The sequence below is a fragment of the Pseudomonas sp. MPC6 genome, from assembly GCF_006094435.1.
Taxonomy (GTDB): domain Bacteria; phylum Pseudomonadota; class Gammaproteobacteria; order Pseudomonadales; family Pseudomonadaceae; genus Aquipseudomonas.
On record NZ_CP034783.1, the window covers coordinates 1 to 23,963 of the forward strand.

Annotated in this window: 23 protein-coding genes; 10 read left to right on the plus strand and 13 right to left on the minus strand. The window is 60.3% G+C overall.

Going from position 1 to position 23,963, the window contains the following annotated elements:
• A complete protein-coding gene (rep, locus tag ELQ88_RS01910; RefSeq protein WP_128872532.1) occupies positions 1-2,010 on the plus strand; it encodes a DNA helicase Rep in 2,010 nt (669 codons plus the stop codon).
• 56 nt (positions 2,011-2,066) lie between these two features.
• Positions 2,067-2,639, plus strand: a complete 573-nt coding sequence (locus tag ELQ88_RS01915; protein ID WP_128872531.1) for a xanthine phosphoribosyltransferase — start codon at positions 2,067-2,069, stop codon at positions 2,637-2,639.
• Positions 2,640-2,766: 127 nt separating this feature from the next.
• Here the strand turns inward: ELQ88_RS01915 and ELQ88_RS01920 are convergent, their stop codons facing one another.
• The 6 genes from ELQ88_RS01920 to dadA all read right to left on the minus strand — a co-directional run bounded on the left by ELQ88_RS01920 (position 2,767) and on the right by dadA (position 8,926).
• On the minus strand, positions 2,767-4,689 hold the full coding sequence (locus tag ELQ88_RS01920) for an acetyl-CoA hydrolase/transferase C-terminal domain-containing protein (protein WP_128872530.1): 1,923 nt from the start codon (positions 4,687-4,689) through the stop codon (positions 2,767-2,769).
• 137 nt (positions 4,690-4,826) lie between these two features.
• Complete coding sequence (locus ELQ88_RS01925) at positions 4,827-5,240, minus strand: c-type cytochrome (protein WP_138969477.1); 414 nt, start codon at positions 5,238-5,240, stop codon at positions 4,827-4,829.
• 182 nt (positions 5,241-5,422) lie between these two features.
• Positions 5,423-5,971: a cupin domain-containing protein gene (locus tag ELQ88_RS01930; RefSeq protein ID WP_008150195.1), complete on the minus strand. Its 549-nt coding sequence runs from the start codon at positions 5,969-5,971 to the stop codon at positions 5,423-5,425.
• Positions 5,972-6,097: 126 nt separating this feature from the next.
• Positions 6,098-7,171, minus strand: a complete 1,074-nt coding sequence (gene alr, locus ELQ88_RS01935; RefSeq protein WP_128872529.1) for an alanine racemase — start codon at positions 7,169-7,171, stop codon at positions 6,098-6,100.
• Positions 7,172-7,296: 125 nt separating this feature from the next.
• On the minus strand, positions 7,297-7,650 hold the full coding sequence (locus ELQ88_RS01940) for a RidA family protein (protein ID WP_138963371.1): 354 nt from the start codon (positions 7,648-7,650) through the stop codon (positions 7,297-7,299).
• Positions 7,622-8,926, minus strand: a complete 1,305-nt coding sequence (gene dadA, locus ELQ88_RS01945) for a D-amino acid dehydrogenase (RefSeq protein WP_128872527.1) — start codon at positions 8,924-8,926, stop codon at positions 7,622-7,624. Before dadA ends, ELQ88_RS01940 begins: the two co-directional genes overlap by 29 nt.
• A 156-nt stretch (positions 8,927-9,082) precedes the next feature.
• Between dadA and ELQ88_RS01950 the strand changes: the two genes are divergently transcribed.
• Positions 9,083-9,571 (plus strand): Lrp/AsnC ligand binding domain-containing protein, encoded by a 489-nt coding sequence (locus ELQ88_RS01950; RefSeq protein ID WP_003206849.1) that lies wholly within the window; start codon positions 9,083-9,085, stop codon positions 9,569-9,571.
• A gap of 125 nt (positions 9,572-9,696) precedes the next feature.
• Here ELQ88_RS01950 and ELQ88_RS01955 read toward each other — a convergent pair whose 3' ends face one another.
• Positions 9,697-10,050 (minus strand): YkgJ family cysteine cluster protein, encoded by a 354-nt coding sequence (locus ELQ88_RS01955; RefSeq protein ID WP_064680422.1) that lies wholly within the window; start codon positions 10,048-10,050, stop codon positions 9,697-9,699.
• A gap of 147 nt (positions 10,051-10,197) precedes the next feature.
• Here ELQ88_RS01955 and ELQ88_RS01960 point away from each other — a divergent pair, with 147 nt between their 5' ends.
• Entirely contained in the window at positions 10,198-11,511 is a 1,314-nt protein-coding gene (locus ELQ88_RS01960) for an FAD-binding oxidoreductase (protein WP_128872526.1), read from the plus strand.
• Positions 11,512-11,655: 144 nt separating this feature from the next.
• Here the strand turns inward: ELQ88_RS01960 and ELQ88_RS01965 are convergent, their stop codons facing one another.
• Positions 11,656-11,901, minus strand: coding sequence for a DUF1127 domain-containing protein (locus ELQ88_RS01965; RefSeq protein WP_128872525.1), 246 nt, complete (start codon positions 11,899-11,901; stop codon positions 11,656-11,658).
• A gap of 179 nt (positions 11,902-12,080) precedes the next feature.
• On the opposite strand from ELQ88_RS01965, the gene ELQ88_RS01970 reads away from it, so the two are divergent.
• Both ELQ88_RS01970 and ELQ88_RS01975 read left to right on the plus strand, forming a co-directional pair.
• Positions 12,081-13,514, plus strand: a complete 1,434-nt coding sequence (locus ELQ88_RS01970) for a PLP-dependent aminotransferase family protein (protein ID WP_138963373.1) — start codon at positions 12,081-12,083, stop codon at positions 13,512-13,514.
• A 59-nt stretch (positions 13,515-13,573) separates the two neighbouring features.
• Positions 13,574-15,139, plus strand: a complete 1,566-nt coding sequence (locus ELQ88_RS01975) for a phospholipase D family protein (RefSeq protein ID WP_138963375.1) — start codon at positions 13,574-13,576, stop codon at positions 15,137-15,139.
• 30 nt (positions 15,140-15,169) lie between these two features.
• Here the strand turns inward: ELQ88_RS01975 and ELQ88_RS01980 are convergent, their stop codons facing one another.
• A complete protein-coding gene (locus ELQ88_RS01980; protein WP_128872522.1) occupies positions 15,170-16,315 on the minus strand; it encodes an MFS transporter in 1,146 nt (381 codons plus the stop codon).
• Between the two features lie 190 nt (positions 16,316-16,505).
• A complete protein-coding gene (locus tag ELQ88_RS01985) occupies positions 16,506-17,999 on the minus strand; it encodes an aldehyde dehydrogenase (RefSeq protein ID WP_138963376.1) in 1,494 nt (497 codons plus the stop codon).
• A 238-nt stretch (positions 18,000-18,237) separates the two neighbouring features.
• On the opposite strand from ELQ88_RS01985, the gene ELQ88_RS01990 reads away from it, so the two are divergent.
• A complete protein-coding gene (locus ELQ88_RS01990; protein WP_128872520.1) occupies positions 18,238-18,600 on the plus strand; it encodes a cupin domain-containing protein in 363 nt (120 codons plus the stop codon).
• Between the two features lie 105 nt (positions 18,601-18,705).
• On the opposite strand, the gene rpmG is transcribed toward ELQ88_RS01990, so the two are convergent.
• Complete coding sequence (gene rpmG / locus ELQ88_RS01995; protein ID WP_007894709.1) at positions 18,706-18,861, minus strand: 50S ribosomal protein L33; 156 nt, start codon at positions 18,859-18,861, stop codon at positions 18,706-18,708.
• A gap of 11 nt (positions 18,862-18,872) precedes the next feature.
• Complete coding sequence (gene rpmB / locus ELQ88_RS02000; RefSeq protein ID WP_007894701.1) at positions 18,873-19,106, minus strand: 50S ribosomal protein L28; 234 nt, start codon at positions 19,104-19,106, stop codon at positions 18,873-18,875.
• A gap of 447 nt (positions 19,107-19,553) precedes the next feature.
• Between rpmB and ELQ88_RS02005 the strand changes: the two genes are divergently transcribed.
• Positions 19,554-21,140: an ABC transporter substrate-binding protein gene (locus ELQ88_RS02005; RefSeq protein WP_138963378.1), complete on the plus strand. Its 1,587-nt coding sequence runs from the start codon at positions 19,554-19,556 to the stop codon at positions 21,138-21,140.
• Positions 21,141-21,274: 134 nt separating this feature from the next.
• On the opposite strand, the gene radC is transcribed toward ELQ88_RS02005, so the two are convergent.
• Positions 21,275-21,949, minus strand: coding sequence for a DNA repair protein RadC (gene radC, locus ELQ88_RS02010; RefSeq protein ID WP_128872519.1), 675 nt, complete (start codon positions 21,947-21,949; stop codon positions 21,275-21,277).
• A gap of 136 nt (positions 21,950-22,085) precedes the next feature.
• On the opposite strand from radC, the gene coaBC reads away from it, so the two are divergent.
• Both coaBC and dut read left to right on the plus strand, forming a co-directional pair.
• Entirely contained in the window at positions 22,086-23,294 is a 1,209-nt protein-coding gene (gene coaBC / locus ELQ88_RS02015) for a bifunctional phosphopantothenoylcysteine decarboxylase/phosphopantothenate--cysteine ligase CoaBC (RefSeq protein WP_138969478.1), read from the plus strand.
• Positions 23,295-23,299: 5 nt separating this feature from the next.
• Positions 23,300-23,755 carry a dUTP diphosphatase gene (gene dut, locus ELQ88_RS02020; RefSeq protein WP_128872518.1) on the plus strand — a complete coding sequence of 152 codons (456 nt, stop codon included), beginning with the start codon at positions 23,300-23,302 and terminating at the stop codon, positions 23,753-23,755.
• The last annotated feature ends 208 nt before the right edge of the window (positions 23,756-23,963 follow it).

The following is a 23,963-nucleotide window of genomic DNA, read 5'->3' on the forward strand; positions in this document are numbered from 1 at the left end:
ATGTCCCGACTCAATCCCCGGCAGCAAGAAGCCGTGAGCTACGTCGGCGGCCCTCTTTTGGTGCTCGCCGGCGCGGGCTCCGGCAAGACCAGCGTGATCACGCGCAAGATCGCGCACCTGGTCCAGAACTGCGGCATTCGCGCCCAGTACATCGTCGCCATGACCTTTACCAACAAGGCCGCGCGCGAGATGAAGGAACGGGTCGGCACCCTGCTCAAGGGCGGCGAAGGCCGCGGCCTGACGGTGTGCACCTTTCACAACCTGGGCCTGAACATCATCCGCAAGGAACATGTTCGCCTGGGCTACAAGCCGGGCTTTTCGATCTTTGACGAGACCGACGTCAAAGCCTTGATGACCGACATCATGCAGAAGGAATACTCGGGCGACGACGGTGTCGACGAGATCAAGAACATGATCGGCTCTTGGAAAAACGACCTGATCCTGCCGCCCGAAGCCCTGGAAAATGCGCGCAACCCCAAGGAACAGACTGCCGCCATCGTCTATACCCACTATCAGCGCACGCTCAAGGCGTTCAATGCGGTGGACTTCGACGACCTGATCCTGCTGCCGGTAAAACTTTTTCAGGAACACGCCGACATCCTGGAAAAGTGGCAGAACAAAGTCCGCTACCTGCTGGTGGACGAATACCAGGACACCAACGCCAGCCAATATCTGCTGGTGAAGCTGCTGATCGGCACGCGCAACCAATTCACCGTGGTCGGCGACGATGACCAGTCGATCTACGCCTGGCGCGGCGCCCGCCCGGAAAACCTGATGTTGCTCAAGGACGATTACCCGTCCCTGAAAGTCGTCATGCTCGAGCAGAACTACCGCTCCACCAGTCGCATCCTGCGCTGCGCCAACGTGCTGATCTCGAATAACCCGCACGAGTTCGAAAAGCAGCTGTGGAGTGAAATGGGGCACGGCGACGAGATCCGGGTGATCCGCTGCCGCAACGAAGACGCCGAAGCCGAGCGCGTGGCCGTGGAAATCCTCAGCCTGCATTTGCGCACCGATCGGCCGTACAGCGATTTCGCGATCCTGTATCGCGGTAACTACCAGGCCAAGTTGATCGAGCTGAAGTTGCAGCATCACCAGGTTCCTTACCGATTGTCCGGCGGCAACAGCTTTTTCGGACGTCAGGAAGTGAAAGACCTGATGGCTTACTTCCGCCTGATCGTGAACCCGGATGACGATAACGCCTTCCTGCGGGTGATCAACGTCCCACGCCGGGAAATCGGTTCGACCACGCTGGAAAAGCTGGGAAACTACGCCACCGAGCGAAAAATCTCGATGTACGCCGCCACCGACGAAATCGGCCTGGGCGAACACCTGGATGCCCGTTTCACCGATCGCCTGTCGCGCTTCAAGCGCTTCATGGACAAGGTTCGCGAGCAATGCGCCGGCGAAGACCCGATCTCGGCGCTGCGCAGCATGGTCATGGATATCGACTACGAAAACTGGCTGCGCACCAACAGCTCCAGCGACAAGGCCGCCGACTACCGCATGGGTAACGTCTGGTTCCTGATCGAGGCGTTGAAGAACACGCTCGAAAAAGACGAAGAAGGCGAGATGACTGTCGAAGACGCCATCGGCAAACTCGTGCTGCGCGACATGCTGGAGCGTCAGCAGGAAGAGGAAGACGGCGCCGAAGGCGTGCAGATGATGACCTTGCACGCCTCCAAGGGCCTGGAATTTCCCTACGTGTTCATCATGGGCATGGAAGAGGAAATCCTCCCGCACCGCTCCAGCATCGAAGCCGACACCATCGAGGAAGAACGCCGCCTGGCCTACGTCGGGATTACCCGTGCGCGCCAGACCCTGGCCTTCACCTTCGCCGCCAAGCGCAAGCAATACGGCGAGATCATCGACTGCGCGCCGAGCCGCTTCCTGGATGAGCTGCCGCCGGACGACCTGGCCTGGGAAGGCACCGACGACACCCCCGTTGAAGTCAAAGCCGTCCGTGGCAATACCGCATTGGCGGATATACGCGCGATGTTAAAGCGCTAAAATTGACTACTTTTTAACCAGCCCTGGACGCACAGGCGTCATTAGAGGAACGCTTCATGGAAGCACTGCACAAGAAAATCCGCGAAGAAGGCATCGTGCTTTCCGACCAGGTCCTGAAAGTCGACGCCTTTCTGAACCACCAGATCGACCCGGCCCTGATGAAGCTGATCGGCGATGAATTTGCCTCGCTGTTCAAGGACTCGGGCATCACCAAGATCGTCACCATCGAGGCCTCGGGCATTGCCCCGGCGATCATGACCGGTCTGAACCTCGGCGTGCCGGTGATTTTCGCGCGCAAGCATCAGTCCCTGACCCTGACCGAAAACCTGCTGTCGGCGACCGTCTACTCGTTTACCAAGCAGACCGAAAGCACCGTGGCGATCTCCCCGCGCCACCTGACCAGCAGCGACCGCGTGCTGATCATCGATGACTTTCTGGCCAATGGTAAGGCGTCGCAAGCGCTGATTTCGATCATCAAACAGGCCGGCGCTACCGTCGCGGGTTTGGGGATCGTGATCGAGAAGTCGTTTCAGGGTGGGCGTGCGGAGCTGGATGCGCAGGGTTATCGGGTTGAGTCGTTGGCTCGCGTTCAGTCGCTGGTTGGCGGCGTCGTGACCTTCATCGAATAAAGCCCTGACACCGCACCCCCTGTAGGAGCTGGCTTGCCAGCGAAGGCGGTGTGTCAGTCGACACATGTATTAACTGACCCACCGCCTTCGCTGGCAAGCCAGCTCCTACAGGGGTTTGAGTGGGCGGTTATTGCGCAGTGGCCTTCAGGCCGGTGAGTAGTAACCGCTGAAACAAATCCTCTTTCATCCCTTGCGGGTCAGTCAGCTGCATCCGTTCCAGATGCCCGGGAAACGCCGACGGCTCTGGCGCATCCAAGGCAGCCTTACCCAACTCCAGAATCTGCGTGAGCTTGAACTTGCTCTTCAACCAATTCAGCGCCCGCAACACATCCCGTTCCACCTCGGTGAAATCACACCCCAGCGGATACTCCGGAAACAGATTCGGATGTAGCGCCTGAATCGCCTGCAAACGCTGCGGATTGTTTTGCGCAAACCGTGGATCGAGGCGGAAGTTCTTCGGCAACTTGCCAACGTTCTGCGCCTGCTCGATCAACCCCGGCTGAAAGCGTGAATCGCTGATGTTCAGCAAGGCCTCGATCACTGCCGCATCCGTCTTGCCGCGCAAATCGGCGATGCCGTATTCGGTCACCACGATGTCCCGAAGGTGCCGCGGGATCGTGCAATGGCCGTATTCCCAGACGATGTTCGAACTGACGTCACCCCCCGACTCGCGCCAGCTGCGCAGTAGCAGCACCGAACGCGCACCTTCCAGCGCATGGCCCTGGGCGACAAAGTTGTACTGCCCGCCCACACCGCTGAGCACCCGCCCGTCTTCCAGCTGATCCGCCACCCCGGCGCCCAGCAGGGTCATGGTGAATACGGTATTGATAAAGCGCGCATCGAGGCGCTGCAGACGCTTGAGCTCTTCCTGACCATAAAGCTCGTTGATGTAGCTGATGCGGGTCATATTGAATTCGAGCCGCTTGCTCTGGGGCAACGCCCGCAGGCGTTCATAAAAACTGCGCGGCCCGAGGAAAAAGCCACCATGCACCGAGATGCCGTCGCTTTGCGCGGCTTCATCCAGGGTGCCGGCATTCGCCTGTTGCTGGGTCGGCACATCGGGGTACACCTTGCGCCGCACGATCCCGGCATCCGCCAGCACCAGCAAGCCGTTGACGAACATCTCGCTGCAGCCGTAAAGGCCCTTGGCAAAGGGTTCGACGCCGCCTTCACGGTCGATCAGTTGCGCCCACTGGCTGAGATTGATGTCCGCGAGCAATGCCTTGTAGCCGTCATTGTCGGCTTGTCGCGCCAGCAACGCGGCGGTCAGGGCATCGCCCATGGCGCCGATGCCGATCTGCAAGGTACCGCCATCGCGCACCAGCGTGCTGGCATGCAGGCCAATGAAGTGATCCTGAAAACCCACCGGCATGTTCGGCGTGGAGAACAGCGTGGTGCTGTCTTTCTCGTCAATCAACAGGTCGAAGGCATCAATGCCCATTTCCGCGTCGCCGGGCATGTACGGCAAGTCGTTGTGCACCTGTCCCAACAGCAGAATCGTCTCCCCTGCCGCACGGCGCTTGGCGATCATCGGCAACAGGTCGAGGGTGATGTCCGGGTTGCAGCTCAGGCTCAGGCGGTCGGGATGCTCGCTGTGACTGGCCACCAATTGCGCCACCAGGTTCAAGCCGGCGGCGTTGATGTCCCGGGCGGCGTGACTGTAGTTGCTGCTGACGTAATCTTGCTGCGCCGGTGCGCTGTTGAGCAGGCTGCCAGGCTGCAGGAAGAATTGCTGGATGCGAATGTTCGACGGCAGGTTGTCCTGGTGCAGACCCGCAAGGAAATCCAGTTCCGGATAGTCGCCGAACACCCGTTCGATGAAGGGTTCCAGGAAGCGCTTTTGCAGGCCGTCGCCTAACGCAGGGCGGCCGAGGCACAGGGCGGTGTACATGGTCAGTTGCCGTTCGGGCAATTGTGCAATGCGTTGAAACAGCGCGTTGACGAAGTGGTTGGGTTTGCCCAGGCCAAGGGGCAGGCCCATGTGGATATGCGCCGGCAATCGTGCCAACACGTCATCGACCGCCTGCTCGATAGAACACAGCTGCACCATCTGATCCTCCCTTACGTTCCGTGAATGGGGTTGGACCGGACTTGCCGGGCCTTTGCTGCAAAGAATAGTCCCAAGGGCAAATCGCAGGCACAAAAAAGCCGCTCGCAAGCGGCTTTTTCGCGAGAGATGCAGGCGTTTTACAGGCCGGACATCTCTTTGATGGCGCCCTTCAACTCGTCGTCGGAGCAGTCGGCACAGGTGCCTTTAGGCGGCATCGCGTTGATACCGGAAATGGCCTTGGCCAGAATGCCGTCGAGGCCGCCCTGGTGATCGGCGCGTTCTTTCCAGGCAGCCTTGTCACCGATTTTCGGTGCACCCAGCAGGCCGGTGCCGTGGCAAGCATTGCAGTGCTTTGCAATGACATCTTTAGGCGCTTTGGCACCACCTCCGCCACCCGAGGCAGCGGCCACTTCCATGCCCTTGCACTCTTGCCCCTGAACACAAACCTTGCCGACTGGTTCAAGGCGTTTGGCAATGTCGTCATTAGTCGCAGCTTGAGCGCTGACTGCCCATAGGGCCAATACGGTTGCTGGTGCAGCCAGCATTTTCATAATTAGATTCACGCGTTCACCCTCAATGGTGGCTAGTCACGCCCACGGCCACGGTTCGCAGGCGGGCGCAAGTATAACGGTAAGCCCGCCACACTGAAACAACCCCAAAGTCGAAGGGGTCTTGTCGTGCAGCGGAAAAACAGTCCGGGCACCTCCGCCATGCTGGCAGGGCGCCTCTTTTGTTAAAAGTTCGCGGGTGTAGCTGCGCTGATTAGTCGCGCCGGCGCATCGAACGGATTGCGAAAACGATGCGGCTTGGTGCTTTCAAAGTAGTAGCTATCGCCGGCTTCGAGCACAAAAGTTTCCAGCCCGACCACCAGTTCCAGTCTGCCTTCGAGCAAAATCCCGGTTTCCTCGCCCTCGTGGGTGAGCATCTCGTCACCGGTGTCGGCGCCTGGCGGATAGATTTCATTGAGGAAGGCGATAGCCCGGCTCGGGTGAGCCCGGCCGACCAGCTTCATGGTCACTGCGCCATCGGAAATGTCGATCAGCTCGTTAGCCTTGTAGACGATCTGAGTCGGTTTTTCCTGCAGGATCTCTTCGGAAAAGAACTCGACCATGGACATGGGAATCCCGCCCAGTACCTTCCTCAGCGAACTGATCGAGGGGCTGACGCTGTTCTTCTCGATCATCGAAATGGTGCTGTTGGTGACACCCGCCCGTTTGGCGAGTTCACGCTGGGAAAGGCCCTTGAGCTTACGGATGGATTGCAGTCGTTCACCGACGTCCAAGCTTGCGCCTCCAGGATTCAGGTTATTGGAATATTGAGCGTTATCATGGCGACAGCGTTCAGTATTTACAACACTTTGGCCTGAATCCTGTGCGGCGAGGCGACTTTCGGTCCGGGGTGCCTTGGGCTAAACCCCGGAATAGAGCTTCGGCACCCGGTGCAGGTTGCAGAATATCTGGTAAGGAATCGTGTCGGCGGCCTTGGCCACGTCGCTGGCGAGGATATTTTTGCCCCACAATTCCACGGTCGAACCCAGGCCCGCTTGCGGCACATCGGTCAAATCGATGCAGAGCATGTCCATTGACACCCGCCCGATCAATTGGCTGCGCTGGCCGGCGACCATCACCGGGGTGCCGGTCGGCGCCTGACGTGGATAGCCATCGGCGTAACCCATGGCCACCACGCCAACGCGCATCGGTTTGGCGGTGATGAACTTCGCGCCATAACCGATCGGCTCGCCGGCCGGCAGTTCACGCACGCAAATCACTTTCGATTCGAGGGTCATCACCGGTTGCAGGCGTGATGCCACGGCATTGGCTTCTTCGAAGGGTGTAGCACCATAGAGCATGATGCCCGGGCGCACCCAATCACTCGGAATCTGCGGCCAACCGAGCACCGCCGGCGAGTTGCGCAGGCTGACCTCGGCGGACAAGCCCTGGCGCGCGGCTTCAAAAACGGCCACTTGCTCGGAGCTGGCTGGACTGTGCAGCTCATCGGCCCGGGCGAAGTGGCTCATCAGCACGATCTTCGCGACCTTGCCGCTGGCCAGCAACCGTTGATAGGCCGCCTGATAATCCTTCGGATGCAGGCCGACCCGGTGCATGCCCGAATCGAGCTTGAGCCAGACCGTGATCGGCTTGCTCAGTGCGGCCTTCTCGATGGCGTCAAGCTGCCACAGCGAATGCACCACGCACCAGAAGTCATGCTCGATGATCAGCGACAGCTCATCGGCTTCGAAAAAACCCTCAAGCAGCAACACCGGCGCACGAATGCCGGCGGCGCGCAGCTCCAGGGCCTCTTCGATGCAGGCCACGGCGAACCCGTCCGCCTCGGCTTCCAGTGCCTGGGCGCAACGCACTGCGCCATGGCCATAGGCATCGGCCTTGATCACCGCGAGGGCGCGGGCACCCGAGACTTCACGGGCGATCTGGTAGTTGTGACGCAGGGCTTGAAGGTCGATCAGGGCACGGGCAGGACGCATGGCGGCAGACTTCTGGTCGGTCAATGGGAAGAAAAACCGGCGCTGGCTGAGGGTATAAACCGCCTGCAGCGCCGGGAGAGGGATCGTTCCGAGCTACTCCTTTCAGAGCAGTTACTTCAGAGCCATCACGGCAGAGCCGCTACAACCGACAGCTCCACCAGGATTTCCGGTTCGCACAGCTTCGATTCAACCGTCGCGCGAGCCGGTGCGACGCCTTTTGGCAGCCACTTGTCCCAGACCGCATTTATGCCTTCGAAGTGCGCTTCAATGTCTTTCAGGTAGATCGTCACCGACAACAGACGGCTCTTGTCGGTCCCGGCCAAGTCCAGCAAACGCTCGATGTTGGCGAGGGTTTCACGGGTCTGCTGTTCAATCCCGGCACTCATGTCGTCGCCGACTTGCCCTGCCAGATAGACGGTGCCGCTGTGGACAACGATCTGGCTCATGCGCTCATTGGTGAGCTGGCGCTGGATTGACATGTTTTGCGGACTCCTGGGTTTTGCTTCCATAACGGGATATATCGAGGCCTTCGGCGCTGATCTGCGGCGTTTTCTTCGCCATCAGGTCAGCCAGCAAACGACCGGAGCCGCACGCCATGGTCCAGCCGAGCGTGCCGTGACCGGTGTTCAGGAACAGGTTCTTGAACGGAGTGGCGCCAACGATCGGCGTGCCATCCGGTGTGGTCGGACGCAGGCCGGTCCAGAAACTCGCCTGGGTCAGATCGCCGCCCTGAGGATAGAGGTCATTGACGATCATCTCCAGGGTTTCGCGTCGACGCGGGTTCAGCGACAGGTCAAAACCGGCGATTTCAGCCATGCCGCCCACGCGGATACGGTTGTCGAAACGGGTGATCGCGACCTTGTAGGTCTCGTCGAGGATAGTCGAAGTCGGCGCCATCGCCGGGTTGGTGATCGGCACAGTCAAGGAATAACCCTTGAGCGGATACACCGGCGCCTTGATGCCCAGCGGCTTGAGCAGTTGCGGCGAGTAGCTGCCCAGCGCCAGTACGTAGCGATCGGCGGTTTCCAGCTTGCCGTCGATCCAGACACCATTGATGCGATCACCGGCGTAGTCGAGGCGCTGAATGTCCTGTTCGAAGCGGAATTCCACACCCAGCTTGGTCGCCATTTCGACCAGACGGGTGGTGAACATCTGGCAGTCGCCAGTCTGGTCGTTCGGCAGGCGCAGGGCACCGGCGAGGATGTCGGTGACGCTGGCCAGCGCCGGCTCAACCCGGGCAATGCCGGCACGGTCGAGCAGTTCGAACGGCACGCCGGACTCTTTCAGTACGGCGATGTCTTTCCAGGCGCCGTCGAGCTGAGCCTGGGTACGGAACAGTTGGGTCGTACCGAGGCTGCGGCCTTCGTAGGCAATGCCGGTTTCGGCGCGCAACTCGTCGAGGCAGTCACGGCTGTACTCGGACAGACGGACCATGCGCTCCTTGTTCACCGCATAACGGCTGGCGGTGCAGTTGCGCAGCATCTGCGCCATCCACAGGTATTGATCGATGTCGGCGGTGGCCTTGATTGCCAGCGGTGCGTGGCGCTGCAACAGCCACTTGATGGCCTTGAGCGGCACACCCGGCGCGGCCCACGGCGAGGCATAACCCGGCGATACCTGCCCGGCGTTGGCGAAACTGGTCTCCATGGCCGCAGCCGGCTGACGGTCCACCACCACCACTTCAAACCCGGCGCGGGCCAGATAATAAGCACTGGTCGTACCGATGACGCCGCTACCCAAGACCATAACGCGCATTTTCATATCCCTCATCGCGGCTTGCCGCTGACGTTTATTGTTCAGACCGTTGATGTGGGCAGTGTAAAAAAGATTAGCCAGTGCTTTTCACTGTATAAATGCCTATATTTGGCGACAATTCTCGGCAAAAACCCTTTTCACGGAGGCGCATCCCCTATGCGTACCAACACTCAGACCAAACGTGAGCTGGACAAGATCGACCGCAATATCCTGCGGATCCTGCAAGCGGACGGGCGGATCTCCTTCACCGAGCTCGGGGAAAAGGTCGGGCTCTCGACCACGCCCTGTACCGAGCGGGTCCGGCGCCTGGAGCGCGAAGGGATCATCATGGGTTACAACGCGCGGCTCAATCCGCAGCACCTCAAGGGCAGTCTGCTGGTGTTCGTCGAGATCAGTCTTGACTACAAATCCGGCGATACTTTCGAAGAGTTCCGACGCGCAGTGCTGAAACTGCCTCACGTGCTGGAGTGCCACCTGGTGTCAGGGGATTTCGACTATTTGGTGAAAGCGCGGATTTCCGAGATGGCTTCGTACCGCAAACTGCTGGGCGATATTCTGCTCAAGCTGCCCCATGTGCGCGAATCCAAGAGCTATATCGTGATGGAAGAGGTGAAGGAGAGCTTGAATCTGCCGATTCCGGATTGAGGGTCTGACTCAGGGGGATTTGTTGCCTGAGCGGACGCTTTCGCGAGCAAGCCCGCTCCCACAATGGAATGCATTTCAACTGTGGGAGCGGGCTTGTTCGCGAATGAAGGCGACTCGGTTTCCCCTTAGACAAGCACCTGCCGGGTCGACGCCATGTACTCATGAATCTGCTTCTCGACCCGCGGATGAATCAACTCCACCGGCCCGCGCCCATTAGGGCATGGCAAGGTCTTGGTAGTGCCGAACAGCCGACAGATCAACGGCCGCTCGTCATACACGGTGCAGCCGTCAGGCCCCAGGTGGACGCAATTGAGCTCATCCATCGCCGCGTCCTGCTCGGCCCGGGTCTTGCGCGGCAGGCGGGACATTTCTTCCGGCGAGGTGGTCACCGGTCCACAGCAGTCATGGCAACCGGGCACGCACTCGAACGAGGGAATCTGCTGGCGCAGCGTGCGAATTTTCTGGCTGTTGCAGCTCATCGAAGCGTTGACCGAATGCGGGATAGACCGGGATTCTGACGCAAAAACCGCGATCCAGACAGCAACAACCGACCAGTGTTGCCCGTAACGGAAGGTCAGGCTTATGCTCCGTCAAATTTTCTATACACCCGAATCAGGAACACGCACATGAATGCCCGTGCTCAGCAACCTGTCCCAAGCCATCGGCACACGGCGTCCTATTACGCCGCCAGCAGTCTGCCGCAGCCTGATCACCCGGTGCTGCAAGGCGACCTGGTGGCCGATGTGTGCGTGGTCGGTGGCGGGTTCTCCGGATTGAACACGGCGCTCGAGCTGGCCGAGCGCGGCCTGAGCGTAGTGCTGCTCGAAGCCCACAAGATCGGTTGGGGCGCCAGCGGGCGCAACGGCGGGCAATTGATTCGCGGCGTTGGCCATGGGCTCGATCAATTCGCCAACGTAATCGGTGCAGACGGCGTGCGTCAGATGAAACTCATGGGGCTGGAAGCGGTGGAAATCGTCCGACAACGGGTCGAGCGTTTTCAGATTCCCTGCGACCTGACCTGGGGTTACTGCGATCTCGCCAACAAGCCTCGCGACCTGGAAGGCTTTGCCGCAGACGCCGAAGAACTGCGCAGCCTCGGCTACCGTTACGAAACCCGGTTGCTGCAAGCCAACGAAATGCACTCGGTAGTGGGTTCCAGCCGTTATGTGGGTGGCCTGATCGACATGGGCTCGGGGCATTTGCATCCGCTCAATCTGGCCTTGGGCGAAGCCGCCGCCGCACAGCAACTGGGGGCGAAACTGTTCGAGCGCTCGGCCGCCACCCGCATCGAATACGGCCCCGAGGTCAAGGTCCATACCCTCCAGGGCTCGGTTCGCGCCAAGACGCTGGTGCTGGGCTGCAACGCCTACCTCAATGATCTCAACCCCGAACTCAGCGGCAAGGTGCTGCCCGCCGGCAGTTACATCATCGCCACCGAACCCTTGAGCGAAGCACTGGCCCACTCGCTGCTGCCGCAAAACATGGCGGTCTGTGATCAGCGGGTGGCGCTGGATTACTACCGACTCTCGGCGGATCGACGTTTGCTGTTCGGCGGCGCGTGTCATTATTCAGGACACGACCCGAAGGACATCGCCGCCTACATGCGCCCGAAGATGCTGGAGGTGTTCCCGCAACTGGCCGGGGTGAAGATCGACTATCAATGGGGCGGGATGATCGGCATCGGTGCCAATCGCCTTCCGCAGATCGGCCGGCTCAAGGATCAGCCGAATGTGTATTACGCCCAGGCTTATTCCGGTCACGGGGTGAATGCCACGCACCTGGCGGGCAAGTTGTTGGCTGAGGCGATCAGTGGGCAGCACAGTGGTGGGTTCGATCTGTTTGCCCGGGTGCCGCACATTACCTTTCCGGGCGGCAAGCATTTGCGGTCGCCGTTGTTGGCGCTGGGGATGTTGTGGCATCGGCTTAAGGAGTTGGTCTGAGGGATTTGTTGCGTTTTTGCGGGCGCCTTCGCTGGCAAGCCAGCTCCTACAGGGGGTTGCGTGTGGGTCACAGATCTTCTGTCACGCGCGGTCCCCTGTAGGAGCTGGCTTGCCAGCGAATGGATCTAAAAAACACTGCAAGAATCAGATCCGCCAAAACGGCTTAAGCCCCTCCTCCCGCGCCTGCTCCCGACTCAACCCCACATCCCTGAGTTGCTCCGGCGTGAGCGTGAGCAACGCCTTGCGTGTGTGCAAACGATGCCAGAACAGACCCCAGCGACCCAAGCCGGACGGTGCGTTGCGCAGGATCGTCTCGCATGCTCGGTGATTTTGCCCCGCCGCCAGCTCCTGACTGCGTAACGTCAGTCGCACATCGCTCAAGCCATTCATATTGATCGCTCCTGTTTACTTGGGTCACCAGAGCTTTCATGATGCGTGGACGGCGAAAAGCATTACAGACTCAACAGAAAACTATTAACTCCATACAGATTCGTTGTTTTGCCCTCTGAATCGCAATTTTTCGCCTCATCTGTATGGGTTTGCCGAATTAACCACACCGAGACAGCGCCATGACCCTCTACGTCAACCTTGCCGAGCTGCTCGGCACGCGTATCGAACAGGGCTTCTATCGCCCGGGTGACCGGCTGCCGTCGGTGCGGGCGTTGAGCGTCGAGCACGGCGTCAGCCTGAGCACCGTGCAGCAGGCTTATCGGGTGCTGGAAGACAGCGGCCTGGCGATGCCGAAACCCAAGTCGGGCTATTTCGTGCCGGTGAGTCGAGGGCTGCCGGAGTTGCCGGCGATTGGCCGTCCGGCGCAACGGCCGGTGGATATTTCGCAATGGGATCAGGTCCTGGAGTTGATTCGCGCGGTGCCACGCAAGGACGTGGTGCAACTGGGTCGCGGCATGCCGGACATCACCACGCCGACCATGAAACCGCTGCTGCGCGGCCTCGCACGGATCAGCCGGCGGCAGGACATGCCCGGCCTGTATTACGACAACATCCACGGCACCCTCGAACTGCGCGAACAGATCGCCCGCCTGATGCTCGACTCCGGCTGCCAGTTGAGCGCCAGCGACCTGGTGGTCACCACCGGTTGCCACGAAGCGCTGTCGACCAGCATCCGTGCCATTTGCGAGCCGGGAGACATCGTCGCCGTGGATTCACCCAGCTTTCATGGCGCCATGCAGACCCTCAAGGGCCTGGGCATGAAAGCCCTGGAAATCCCCACCGACCCGCTCACCGGGATCAGCCTCGACGCGCTGGAACTGGCACTGGAGCAATGGCCGATCAAGGCCATACAGTTGACCCCCAACTGCAACAACCCGTTGGGCTACATCATGCCGGAACCGCGAAAACGCGCGTTGTTGAACCTGGCACAGCGCTTTGACGTGGCGATCATCGAGGATGATGTGTATGGCGAACTGTCCTACACCTACCCGCGGCCGCGCACGATCAAGTCCTTCGACGAGGACGGCCGCGTCCTGCTCTGCAGCTCCTTTTCCAAGACCCTGGCACCGGGCCTGCGCATCGGCTGGGTGGCACCGGGGCGTTATCTGGAGCGGGTGCTGCACATGAAATACATCAGCACTGGCTCCACCGCGCCACAACCACAGATCGCCATTGCCGAATTCCTCAAGGCCGGGCACTTCGAGCCGCATTTGCGGCGGATGCGCAGCCAATACCAACGCAATCGCGACGCCATGATCGACTGGGTCACGCGCTATTTTCCGGCGGGCACCCGCGCCAGTCGCCCGCAAGGCAGTTTCATGCTCTGGGTCGAACTGCCAGAGGGCTTCGACACCCTGAAACTCAATCGCGCCTTGCATGACCAGGGCGTACAGATTGCCGTCGGCAGCATCTTTTCCGCTTCGGGCAAGTACCGCAACTGCCTGCGGATGAACTACGCTGCCAAACCAACACCACAGATAGAAGAAGCGGTGCGCCGGGTCGGCGCTGCGGCAATCAGGCTGCTGGCGGAAACAGACAGCTGCACCGACTGACCTTTCTCTGGGAATCGGCGTCCTATGCCGACAACGGCCGCCAATCGGAACAATCCTACGTGAGATCCAGACTGCCCCTGCTTGCGCTTCTCCTTCTCACTTCCTTGCTTGGCGGTTGCGCCAGCTTCGACGTTCAACGCGAACCGAGCCAGGCGCTGCCTGCCAGCGACTCGGCGTTTGGTCGCTCGATCCAGACTCAGGCGGCGCCCCATGAGGGCAAATCCGGATTTCGCTTGCTGTCCAACAGCAGTGAAGCCTTCACTGCCCGCGCCGAACTGATTCGCAACGCCCAAAGCAGCCTCGATCTGCAGTACTACATTGTCCATGACGGGATCAGCACCCGGATGCTGGTGGAAGAACTGCTCAAGGCTGCCGACCGCGGTGTGCGGGTGAGGATCCTGCTCGACGACACCACCAGCGACGGTCTGGACTGGACCATCGGCACACTGGCAGCGCATCCGCAGATCGAGATCCGCTTGTTCAATCCGCTGCACCTGGGCCGTGCCACGGGCGTGACGCGCGCCATGGGCCGGCTGTTCGACCTGTCGTTGCAACACCGGCGCATGCACAACAAGTTGTGGCTGGCGGATAACAGCGCGGCGATCGTGGGTGGGCGCAATTTGGGCGACGAGTATTTCGATGCCGAGCCTAACCTGAATTTTACCGACATCGACATGCTCGGCATCGGTCCGGTCGCCGAACAACTCGGACACAGCTTCGATCAATACTGGAACAGTGCGCTGAGTAAACCGATCGATGAGTTTCTGTCGCGCAAACCGACGCAGAGGGACCTGCAGAACAGCCGGACCCGCCTGGAAGAATCGCTGGAAGAAACGCGCAAACAGAATCATGCGCTGTATCAACAACTGATGACCTTCACCACCAACCCACGCATGGATATCTGGCGCCGTGAGTTGATCTGGGCCTGGAACCAGGCGTTGTGGGATGCACCCAGCAAAGTACTGTCCAAGGGTGAACCCGATCCGCATTTGCTGCTGACCACGCAATTGGCGCCTGAACTGATGGGTGTCAGCAAAGAGCTGATCATGATTTCGGCGTACTTCGTGCCCGGTCAGCCGGGGTTGGTTTACCTCACCGGCCGGGCCGATGCCGGGGTGTCGGTGAGCTTGTTGACCAACGCCCTCGAAGCCACCGACGTACCGGCAGTGCATGGCGGCTACGCGCCCTATCGCAAGGCGTTGCTGGAGCATGGGGTGAAACTCTACGAATTGCGCCGCCAGCCCGGCGAAGGTGGCGGCAGCGGGCCAGTCTTCTACAGCCGCTCTTACCAGGGCTCCGATTCCAGCCTGCACAGCAAGGCGATGATTTTCGACCAGCAGAAAGCATTCATCGGCTCGTTCAATTTCGATCCGCGCTCGGTACTGTGGAACACAGAGGTTGGCGTGCTGGTAGACAGCCCGGAACTGGCCGCATACGTGCAAAAAGCGGCACTGGAGGGTATGGCGCCGGCGCTGAGCTATCAGGTGAAGCTGGAGAATGACCAGGTCGTCTGGGTGACTGAAGACGACGGCAAAATGCACGTCTTGACCAAAGAGCCGGGGAGCTGGTGGCGGCGGTTCAACGCCTGGTTCAGCACTGCGGTCGGCCTGGAGCGCATGTTGTAACCCTGTAGGTGGCTGACTGGCAGTTTTGCGTCAAGCAGGCTCGGCGACTGCGCCAAACGCCCCTTGCCGCGACAGCAGAATCACCAATCCGAACGCCCCGGCCGCCATCAACAACGGCAACGCATGCCCGCTGATCCACTGACTGCCGGCACCGGCCGCCAACGGGCCGATCAGGCAACCGATCCCCCACAGCTGTGCAATATGCGCGTTGGCGCGCACCAGGGCGTCGTCGCGATAGCGCTCGCCGATCAGGATCAGGGACAAGGTGAACAGGCCGCCGGCACTGGCGCCGAACAACACCCACAAGGGCCAGATCAGCAGCGTGTCGATCAGCAACGGGATCGCCAGGCTCGACACCAGCAAAACGACCGCACAGCCGGTAAACAGCGTGCGCCGCGACAAGCGATCGGCCAACGCGCCAATCGGCAACTGCAGCAACGCATCGCCCACCACCACCGTGCTGACCATTGCCAAGGCAATGTCGGTGGAGAAGCCTTGCCGCAGGCAATAGACCGGCAGCAGAGTCAGGATCATCGCCTCAAACGCGGCAAACAATGACACCGCCCAGGCAATCGCCGGCAGGCCACGGCAGAAGCCCAGCAAGTCCCTGAAGGTCACGCTGCAGGCTTCGCTGGTCGGTGCACCGCTGCGACCCAGCAAGAGAAACGGTGCCGCGGTCAACAAACCGACGCCGACCCAAAATCCGTAATCATGCTCAGTGCCCACCACGCCCAGCAGCAACGGCCCGGCCAGCTGACTCAATGCGTAGCTGCTGCCATACAGCGCCACCAATCGGCCGCGCCATTGCTCGACCACCAATTGGTTGATCCAGCTTTCACCAAGAATGAACACGAGGGTCAGGATCACCCCGATCATCAGCCGCAGCACCAGCCACACCGGATAGCTCGGCAGCAGTGCGAGCAAACCGATGGACAACGCCCCGGCCCACAGGCACAGGCGCATCAGATTGGCCGTACCGAGGCGCGCCGCCAGATGGCTGGAGATCTTCGCACCCAACAGCACGCCAATGGCCGGCATGGCCGCCATGACACCAATGGCAAACGAACCGTAACCCCAGCCTTCGAGGCGAAACGATACCAACGGCATGCTGACGCCCAAGGCCAGGCCGACACTCAAGACAGACGCCAACACGGCGAAATAAGTCGCCCAACGCATGTTCCACGCTCCTGTGGATATTATTTTTCACAGACGACACAAAACAAATGTGGGAGCGGGCTTGCTCGCGAAGAGGCCATCACATCCAACATCATCGTTGGCTGTTACGGCGCCTTCGCGAGCAAGCCCGCTCCCACAAGGGATCTGCGTCGTTCAGGAGCCCGGTTGAAAGCCGGGCGCCGTCACTGGCTTACAGCTTGATCCAGGTCGCCTTCAGCTCGGTGTACTTGTCGAACGCGTGCAGCGACTTGTCGCGACCGTTGCCGGACTGTTTGAAACCACCGAACGGCGCGGTCATGTCGCCACCGTCGTACTGGTTGACCCACACGCTACCGGCGCGCAGTGCCTTGGCGGTCAGGTGCGCCTTGGAAATATCCTTGGTCCACACCGCTGCGGCCAGGCCGTAAGGCGTGTCGTTGGCGATCTGAATAGCTTCCTCGGCGGTATCGAACGCAATCACCGACAGCACCGGGCCAAAGATCTCTTCCTGAGCGATTTTCATCGCATTGTTGACGCCGTCGAAAATCGTCGGCTCAACGTAGGTGCCACCGGTTTCCTGAAGAATACGCTTGCCGCCCGCCACCAGCTTGGCGCCGTCGGTGTGCCCGGATTCGATGTAGGACAGGACGGTGTTCATCTGCTGGGTATCCACCAGTGCGCCGACGTTGGTCGCCGGGTCCAGCGGGTTGCCCGGCTTCCAGGCTTTGAGGGCCTCGATCACCAGTGGCAGGAAAGTGTCCTTGATCGAACGCTCGACCAGCAGACGCGAACCCGCCGTGCAGACTTCGCCCTGGTTGAAGGCGATGGCGCTGGCAGCCGATTCGGCAGCGGCTTGCAAGTCCGGTGCATCGGCGAACACGATGTTCGGGCTCTTGCCGCCGGCTTCGAGCCAGACGCGCTTCATGTTCGATTCGCCGGAGTAGATCAGCAGTTGCTTGGCGATCTTGGTCGAACCGGTGAACACCAGGGTATCCACGTCGTTGTGCAGGGCCAGGGCCTTGCCGACGGTGTGACCGTAGCCCGGCAGGACGTTCAGCACGCCTTTCGGAATGCCGGCTTCGACGGCCAGCGCAGCGATGCGAATAGCGGTCAGCGGCGATTTTTCGGACGGCTTGAGGATCACCGAGTTACCGGTGGACAGCGCTGGCCCGAGTTTCCAGCAGGCCATCATCAACGGGAAGTTCCACGGCACGATGGCGCCGACCACACCGACAGGCTCGCGAGTGACCAGGCCGAGCTGATCGTGCGGGGTCGCGGCGACTTCGTCGTAGATCTTGTCGATGGCTTCACCGCTCCAGCTCAGGGCTTGCGCCGCGCCGGGAACGTCGATGTACAGGGAATCGCTGATCGGCTTGCCCATGTCCAGGGTTTCAAGCAACGCCAGTTCTTCGGCATGCTGCTTGAGCAGGCTGGCGAAGCGAATCATGGTGGCTTTGCGCTTGGTCGGTGCCAGGCGCGACCAGACGCCGGAATTGAACGTGGCGCGAGCGTTTTCAACAGCGCGCTGGGCGTCGGCGGCGTCACAGCTGGCGATCTTGCCCAGCAGACGGCCATCGACGGGGCTGATGCACTCGAAGGTCTCGCTGGAGACGGCATCGGTGTATTCGCCATTGATGTAGGCGCGGCCTTCGATCTTCAGATCGCGAGCCCGTTGCTCCCAATCGGCACGAGTCAGGGTGGTCATACGAGTGTCCTCCTCTTGTTGAATGCGAGCGCCCCGCGTTCTTCGCGGGCGATCTCAGGAATGCTGCCCGGCCAGCCTGCACTTTCGGCCCAGGGCAACCGCCACCCTAAACCAGTGGCCGGGGTTGTTTCAATATATTTGACACAAGGTCGGTAAACGGGCTTGCGGTGTTCATTTTAATAAACATAGACTTTGCGTATTCCAGCCACTCGCGCCGCAATCACGGGGGATTACAACAATGAGCATCCAGGACATCGTCGACTTCAACCAGGCCGCTACCGAGCCCGAGCGCTATAAGCCGGATCAAGCGAAAATCCTCAAGGGCGATCCCGAGCAAGTGGTTTACAACCACTACAACAGCCCTTGCGGTCAGCTGAACGCTGGTGTTTGGGAAGGTGCAGTCGGTCAGTGGCATGTGAACTTCACCGAACACGAATATTGCGAGATCGTTCAGGGCGTTTCAGTGCTGCGCGACAACGACGGCAACAGCAAAACCGTGCGCGCGGGCGATCGCTTCGTCATTCCGGCCGGGTTTCGAGGCACTTGGGAGGTGCTGGAGCCATGCCGCAAGATCTACGTGGCGTTTGAACAGAAGGTCTGAAGATTTGGGTTGTCCAGGCCGGCCTGAAGAGCAACACAAAACCCCAAGCAACAAAAAAGGCCCGTATCTCGCGATACGGGCCTTTTTCGTAAGAGGAAAAATCAATTACTTGATTTTGCCTTCTTTGTAGATCACGTGCTTGCGAACAACCGGATCAAATTTCTTGATCTCGATTTTGTCCGGGGTAGTACGCTTGTTCTTGTCGGTAGTGTAGAAGTGACCAGTACCGGCGCTCGAAATCAAACGAATCAATTCACGCATGATTAGCTCCCTTAGATCTTGCCAGCTTTGCGGATTTCGGCCAGCACGACAGTGATGCCACGCTTGTCGATGATACGCATGCCTTTGGCAGATACGCGCAGACGCACGAAACGTTTCTCTTCTTCAACCCAGAAGCGGTGATGCTGCAGGTTCGGCAGGAAACGACGACGGGTTTTGTTATTTGCGTGGGAAATGTTATTCCCAGTTACCGGACCCTTACCGGTAACTTGACATACTCTCGACATGCCTCAGCCCTCTAAAACCACATGCCCAACCCGGCATGGGTTGGCCGCTTAATCTCTCAGTCATTTGGCGCCAGGCGCCGCGTTTCTTTAGAGGTCTTACCGGCTACACCTACAAGTGAAGGAACCGGGCCCCTAGAAAAGAGCGCTGCTTTATACCAGAAAGACTGGAAAGCAACAACATTCCGTGTGCGTGGAGCTGATAAAAAGCGGTTTTTTCTGGCTTCGAGCGCCCAAGACAAAGGCTGTCGTCGATAGCGACCGCTCGTCGCAGAAAATCGGCCGAGCCACCTATCGAGGTTTTTTGCCAACCGCCGCACACCCACATCAATCGCACATACTCCCCTTAAAATGAAAAAGGGGATAGTCATTTGCAAAAGAGCCCACTAGGGTAAGCCTTTTCCAGACTGCACTTGCAGATGGGCCTTCGATCTGTAAAGGAATCCGACCATGCGCCTCGCTGCCCTACCGCTGTTGCTTGCCCCGCTTCTGCTGAGCCCACAGGCTATGGCCGCAGCCTTGAGTGTCTGCACCGAGGCCAGCCCGGAAGGGTTCGATGTGGTGCAATACAACTCGCTGACCACCACCAACGCCTCGGCCGATGTGCTGATGAACCGCCTGGTGGATTTCGATACGGCCAGCGCCAACGTGGTCGCCGGACTCGCGGACAGCTGGGAAGTCACCCCCGATGGCTTGACCTATGTCTTCAAGCTGCACCCGAAAGTGAAATTCCACCGTACCGAATACTTCAGCCCGGCCCGCGACCTGACCGCCGAAGACGTGAAGTTCAGCTTCGACCGCATGCTCGACCCTGCCAATCCGTGGCACAAAGTGGCCCAGAGCGGCTTTCCGCATGCCCAGTCGATGCAGTTGCCAGCATTGATCAAGAAGATCGACGCGCTGGACCCATTGACCGTGCGCTTCACCCTCGACCATCCCGACTCGACTTTCCTTGCGACCCTGAGCATGGGTTTCGCCTCGATCTATTCCGCCGAATACGCCGACAAACTGATGAAGGCCGGCACCCCGGAGAAGCTCAACAGCCAGCCGATCGGCACCGGCCCGTTCATCTTCACGCGCTTCCAGAAAGATGCCTCGATTCGCTACAAGGCCAACGCCGACTACTTCCGTGGCAAGCCGTCGGTCGACCCGCTGATCTTCGCCATCACCCCGGATGCCAACGTGCGCCTGCAGAAGTTGCGCCGCAACGAGTGCCAGATTGCCCTGTCGCCCAAGCCCCTGGACGTGCAATCGGCGCTGAAGGAACCCAACCTGAAAGTGGAAAAGACGGACGCATTCATGACCGCGTTCGTCGCCATCAACAGCCAGCATCCACCGCTGGACAAGCCTGAAGTGCGCCAGGCGATCAACCTCGCGTTCGACAAGGCCAACTACGTCAAGGCCGTGTTCGAAGACACCGCCGAGCCCGCCAATGGCCCGTATCCACCGAACACCTGGAGTTACGCCAAAGGTTTGCCGGGCTACACGCATGACGTCGCAAAGGCGCAAGCCTTGATGGCCAAGGCCGGGCTCAAGGACGGTTTCAAGACCACCATCTGGACCCGACCTTCCGGCAGCCTGCTCAACCCGAACCCGAGCCTCAGCGCTCAAATGCTGCAATCGGACCTCGCGCAGATCGGTATTCAGGCCGAGATTCGGGTGATCGAATGGGGCGAGTTGATTCGCCGCGCCAAGGCCGGTGAACACGACCTTCTGTTCATGGGCTGGGCCGGCGACAACGGGGACCCGGACAACTTCCTTACGCCGCAGTTTTCCTGCGCCGCGCTCAAGTCGGGCACCAACTTCGCCCGCTACTGCAACCAGGACCTGGACAAATTGATCAACGCCGGCAAGACCACCAGCGAGCAAGGTGTGCGCACCAAGCTCTACGAACAGGCCCAGGCGCAGATCCAGCAGCAGGCGTTATGGCTGCCGCTGGCCCACCCGACCGCCTTCGCGCTGACGCGCAAGGATGTCGAGGGGTACTCGGTCAGCCCGTTTGGCCGCCAGGATTACTCCAAGGTCAGCCTCAAATAATCAGCGTCGCCACAAATCCTGTGGGAGCGGGCTTGCTCGCGAAGGGGGTGTGTCAGTCGACATCAATGTTGCCTGACACACCGCTTTCGCGAGCAAGCCCGCTCACAGGGAATTTGTGTTTGTCGGGCTTCCCGCTACAGCCACCCATACTCGGCCATGGACAGCGGCTCGCCATCCCCGATGATGAAATGGTCGAGCACCCGCACATCGATCAGATCCAGCGCCTCCTGCAGGCGCTTGGTCAACGTGCGGTCGGCCTGACTGGGGTTGGTATTGCCCGACGGGTGATTGTGGCAGAGGATCAATGCTGCGGCGTTGTGGGCCAGGGCACGCTTGACCACCTGCCGGGGATGGACACTGGTGCTGTCGATCGAGCCGCGAAACAACGCCTCGAAGGCCAGCACTTGATGCCTGGAGTCCAGAAACAGACAGCCGAACACCTCATGAGGCTCGTGGCGGAGCATCGACTTCAGGTAATCCCGAACCGCCTGCGGATTTTCCAGCGCCGATTTCTGGCGCGCCCGTTCGGCCAAATGCCGCCTGCCCATTTCCTGCGCCGCCTGCAACTGAGCGAACTTCGCCGGCCCAAGCCCCAAGTGCCTGCTAAATTCGGCCTGATCAGCCTCGAATAACGAGCGCAGGCTGCCAAACTGACTCAAGAGGTGTCGCGCCAGGTCCACCGCGCTTTTGCCGGCCACACCGGTTCGTAAAAAAATGGCCAGCAGTTCGGCATCCGAAAGACTCGCTGCCCCCAGTTCAAGCAATCTCTCCCGCGGCCGCTCGGCTGCCGGCCAATCGCGAATACTCATAACACCTCCCTGGAATATGGGCGCCGCTGTTCCGTAGCGGTCGCTGTGATATCGTAGCCCATCTTTTTTGCGGGCGATTTCATCCCTGGGGAGGGGGTATCGCCATGCAGTCATCAACGAAATGAAAGGCAGACCTATGCAGCGGCTGTATCGGAAACGCATCGTTCTGGGCGTCGGCGGTGGCATTGCTGCCTATAAAAGCGCCGATCTGGTTCGCCGCTTGATCGACCAGGGCGCCGAAGTGCGCGTGGTCATGACCCGCGGTGGCAGTGAGTTCATTACCCCGCTGACCATGCAGGCCCTCTCCGGGCACCCGGTCCACCTCGACCTGCTGGACCCTGCGGCAGAAGCCGCCATGGGCCACATCGAACTGGCCAAATGGGCCGACCTGGTGCTGATCGCCCCCGCCACCGCGGACCTGATCGCCCGCCTGGCCCAAGGCATTGCCGACGACTTGCTGACCACGCTGGTGCTGGCCACCGACGCCGTGGTCGCCGTTGCCCCGGCGATGAATCAGGCCATGTGGCGCGATCCAGCCACCCAGGCCAACCTGCACACCCTCGAAAACCGCGCCCTCAAAGTCTTCGGCCCGGCCTCAGGCAGCCAGGCCTGCGGCGACGTCGGCATGGGCCGCATGCTCGAAGCCACCGACCTCGCCCAGTGTGCGGCGGACTGCTTCCAGCGTCAGGCACTGACCGGCAAACACGTGCTGATCACCGCCGGCCCGACCCAGGAAAACATCGACCCGGTGCGCTACATCACCAACCACAGCTCAGGGAAAATGGGCTTTGCCCTGGCCGAAGCCGCGGTAGAAGCCGGCGCCCGTGTCACGCTGATCACCGGGCCGGTGCACCTGCCGACGCCGGATCGCGTCACCCGCATCGACGTGGTCAGCGCTCGCGACATGCTCGCCGCGTGTGAAGCCGCGATCCCCTGCGACCTGTTTATCGCCTCGGCAGCAGTCGCAGACTACCGCCCGGAAGTCGTTGCCCCACAGAAACTCAAGAAAGATCCTACGAACGGCGACGGCTTGTTGCTACAGATGGTGCGCAACCCAGACATCCTGGCCACCATCGCCACCCGTCCCGACCGTCCATTCAGTGTCGGCTTCGCCGCCGAAACCGAACACCTGCTCGACTACGCTGCCCGCAAGTTGAAAGACAAGAACCTCGATTTGATCGTCGCCAACGACGTCGCCAACCCGAGCATTGGCTTCAACAGCGAAGAAAACGCCTGCAGCGTGATCGACCGTCAGTTACACGCCACACTTTTCGCCCAGACCAGCAAGAGCAAGATTGCCCGCCAGCTGATCACTTTTATCGCCGAACGTCTGAACCAGGTTTAATTTACATGCACGCTTTGCAAGCCAAGATCCTCGACCCCCGCATCGGTACCGAATTCCCGCTGCCGCAGTACGCCACGCCCGGCTCCGCCGGCCTTGACCTGCGCGCCATGCTGGAAAAAGACACCGTCATCAAGCCGGGCGAAACCCTGCTGATTCCTACCGGCCTGTCGGTGTACATCGGCGACCCCGGCCTGGCGGCGCTGATTCTGCCGCGCTCCGGCCTGGGTCATAAGCACGGCATCGTGCTGGGTAACCTGGTCGGTCTGATCGATTCCGATTACCAGGGCCCGCTGATGGTGTCGTGCTGGAATCGTGGCCAGACCGAATTCAACATGGTGGTCGGCGAACGCCTGGCTCAGCTGGTGTTGGTGCCGGTGGTTCAAGCGCACTTCGAGATGGTCGAAGAGTTCGTCGAAACCCAGCGCGGCACGGGTGGTTTCGGGCATTCCGGCAGCCACTGATCAGCACGATACCTGTGGCGAGGGAGCTTGCTCCCTCGCCACAGGTGCTTTGTTTGCTGAAATTTGCACAAAGTTCATCTGGAAGGTTTACGGCTCAAAATCAAGGCATTGGCCAGTGATTCCCCCGCAAAAGCAGGTGGCATGGCCTTTACACACCACGAACTCTCTGCCGAAAACGCCGTCATACCCTTCAGTTTGAGCCAGCCGG

Excerpts from the sequence above, each read along its gene's own strand:
- alr (WP_128872529.1), bottom strand. The coding sequence starts at position 7,171 with ATGCGTCCTGCCCGTGCCCTGATCGACCTTCAAGCCCTGCGTCACAAC.
- ELQ88_RS01915 (WP_128872531.1), top strand. The coding sequence starts at position 2,067 with ATGGAAGCACTGCACAAGAAAATCCGCGAAGAAGGCATCGTGCTTTCC.
- dadA (WP_128872527.1), bottom strand. The coding sequence starts at position 8,926 with ATGCGCGTTATGGTCTTGGGTAGCGGCGTCATCGGTACGACCAGTGCT.
- ELQ88_RS01955 (WP_064680422.1), bottom strand. The coding sequence starts at position 10,050 with ATGAGCTGCAACAGCCAGAAAATTCGCACGCTGCGCCAGCAGATTCCC.
- dut (WP_128872518.1), top strand. The coding sequence starts at position 23,300 with ATGCACGCTTTGCAAGCCAAGATCCTCGACCCCCGCATCGGTACCGAA.
- ELQ88_RS02005 (WP_138963378.1), top strand. The coding sequence starts at position 19,554 with ATGCGCCTCGCTGCCCTACCGCTGTTGCTTGCCCCGCTTCTGCTGAGC.
- ELQ88_RS01965 (WP_128872525.1), bottom strand. The coding sequence starts at position 11,901 with ATGAATGGCTTGAGCGATGTGCGACTGACGTTACGCAGTCAGGAGCTG.
- coaBC (WP_138969478.1), top strand. The coding sequence starts at position 22,086 with ATGCAGCGGCTGTATCGGAAACGCATCGTTCTGGGCGTCGGCGGTGGC.
- rep (WP_128872532.1), top strand. The coding sequence starts at position 1 with ATGTCCCGACTCAATCCCCGGCAGCAAGAAGCCGTGAGCTACGTCGGC.
- ELQ88_RS01970 (WP_138963373.1), top strand. The coding sequence starts at position 12,081 with ATGACCCTCTACGTCAACCTTGCCGAGCTGCTCGGCACGCGTATCGAA.
- ELQ88_RS01920 (WP_128872530.1), bottom strand. The coding sequence starts at position 4,689 with ATGGTGCAGCTGTGTTCTATCGAGCAGGCGGTCGATGACGTGTTGGCA.
- rpmG (WP_007894709.1), bottom strand. The coding sequence starts at position 18,861 with ATGCGTGAATTGATTCGTTTGATTTCGAGCGCCGGTACTGGTCACTTC.
- ELQ88_RS01990 (WP_128872520.1), top strand. The coding sequence starts at position 18,238 with ATGAGCATCCAGGACATCGTCGACTTCAACCAGGCCGCTACCGAGCCC.
- ELQ88_RS01980 (WP_128872522.1), bottom strand. The coding sequence starts at position 16,315 with ATGCGTTGGGCGACTTATTTCGCCGTGTTGGCGTCTGTCTTGAGTGTC.
- ELQ88_RS01960 (WP_128872526.1), top strand. The coding sequence starts at position 10,198 with ATGAATGCCCGTGCTCAGCAACCTGTCCCAAGCCATCGGCACACGGCG.
- rpmB (WP_007894701.1), bottom strand. The coding sequence starts at position 19,106 with ATGTCGAGAGTATGTCAAGTTACCGGTAAGGGTCCGGTAACTGGGAAT.
- ELQ88_RS01940 (WP_138963371.1), bottom strand. The coding sequence starts at position 7,650 with ATGTCAATCCAGCGCCAGCTCACCAATGAGCGCATGAGCCAGATCGTT.
- ELQ88_RS01950 (WP_003206849.1), top strand. The coding sequence starts at position 9,083 with ATGCGTACCAACACTCAGACCAAACGTGAGCTGGACAAGATCGACCGC.
- ELQ88_RS01985 (WP_138963376.1), bottom strand. The coding sequence starts at position 17,999 with ATGACCACCCTGACTCGTGCCGATTGGGAGCAACGGGCTCGCGATCTG.
- radC (WP_128872519.1), bottom strand. The coding sequence starts at position 21,949 with ATGAGTATTCGCGATTGGCCGGCAGCCGAGCGGCCGCGGGAGAGATTG.
- ELQ88_RS01925 (WP_138969477.1), bottom strand. The coding sequence starts at position 5,240 with ATGAAAATGCTGGCTGCACCAGCAACCGTATTGGCCCTATGGGCAGTC.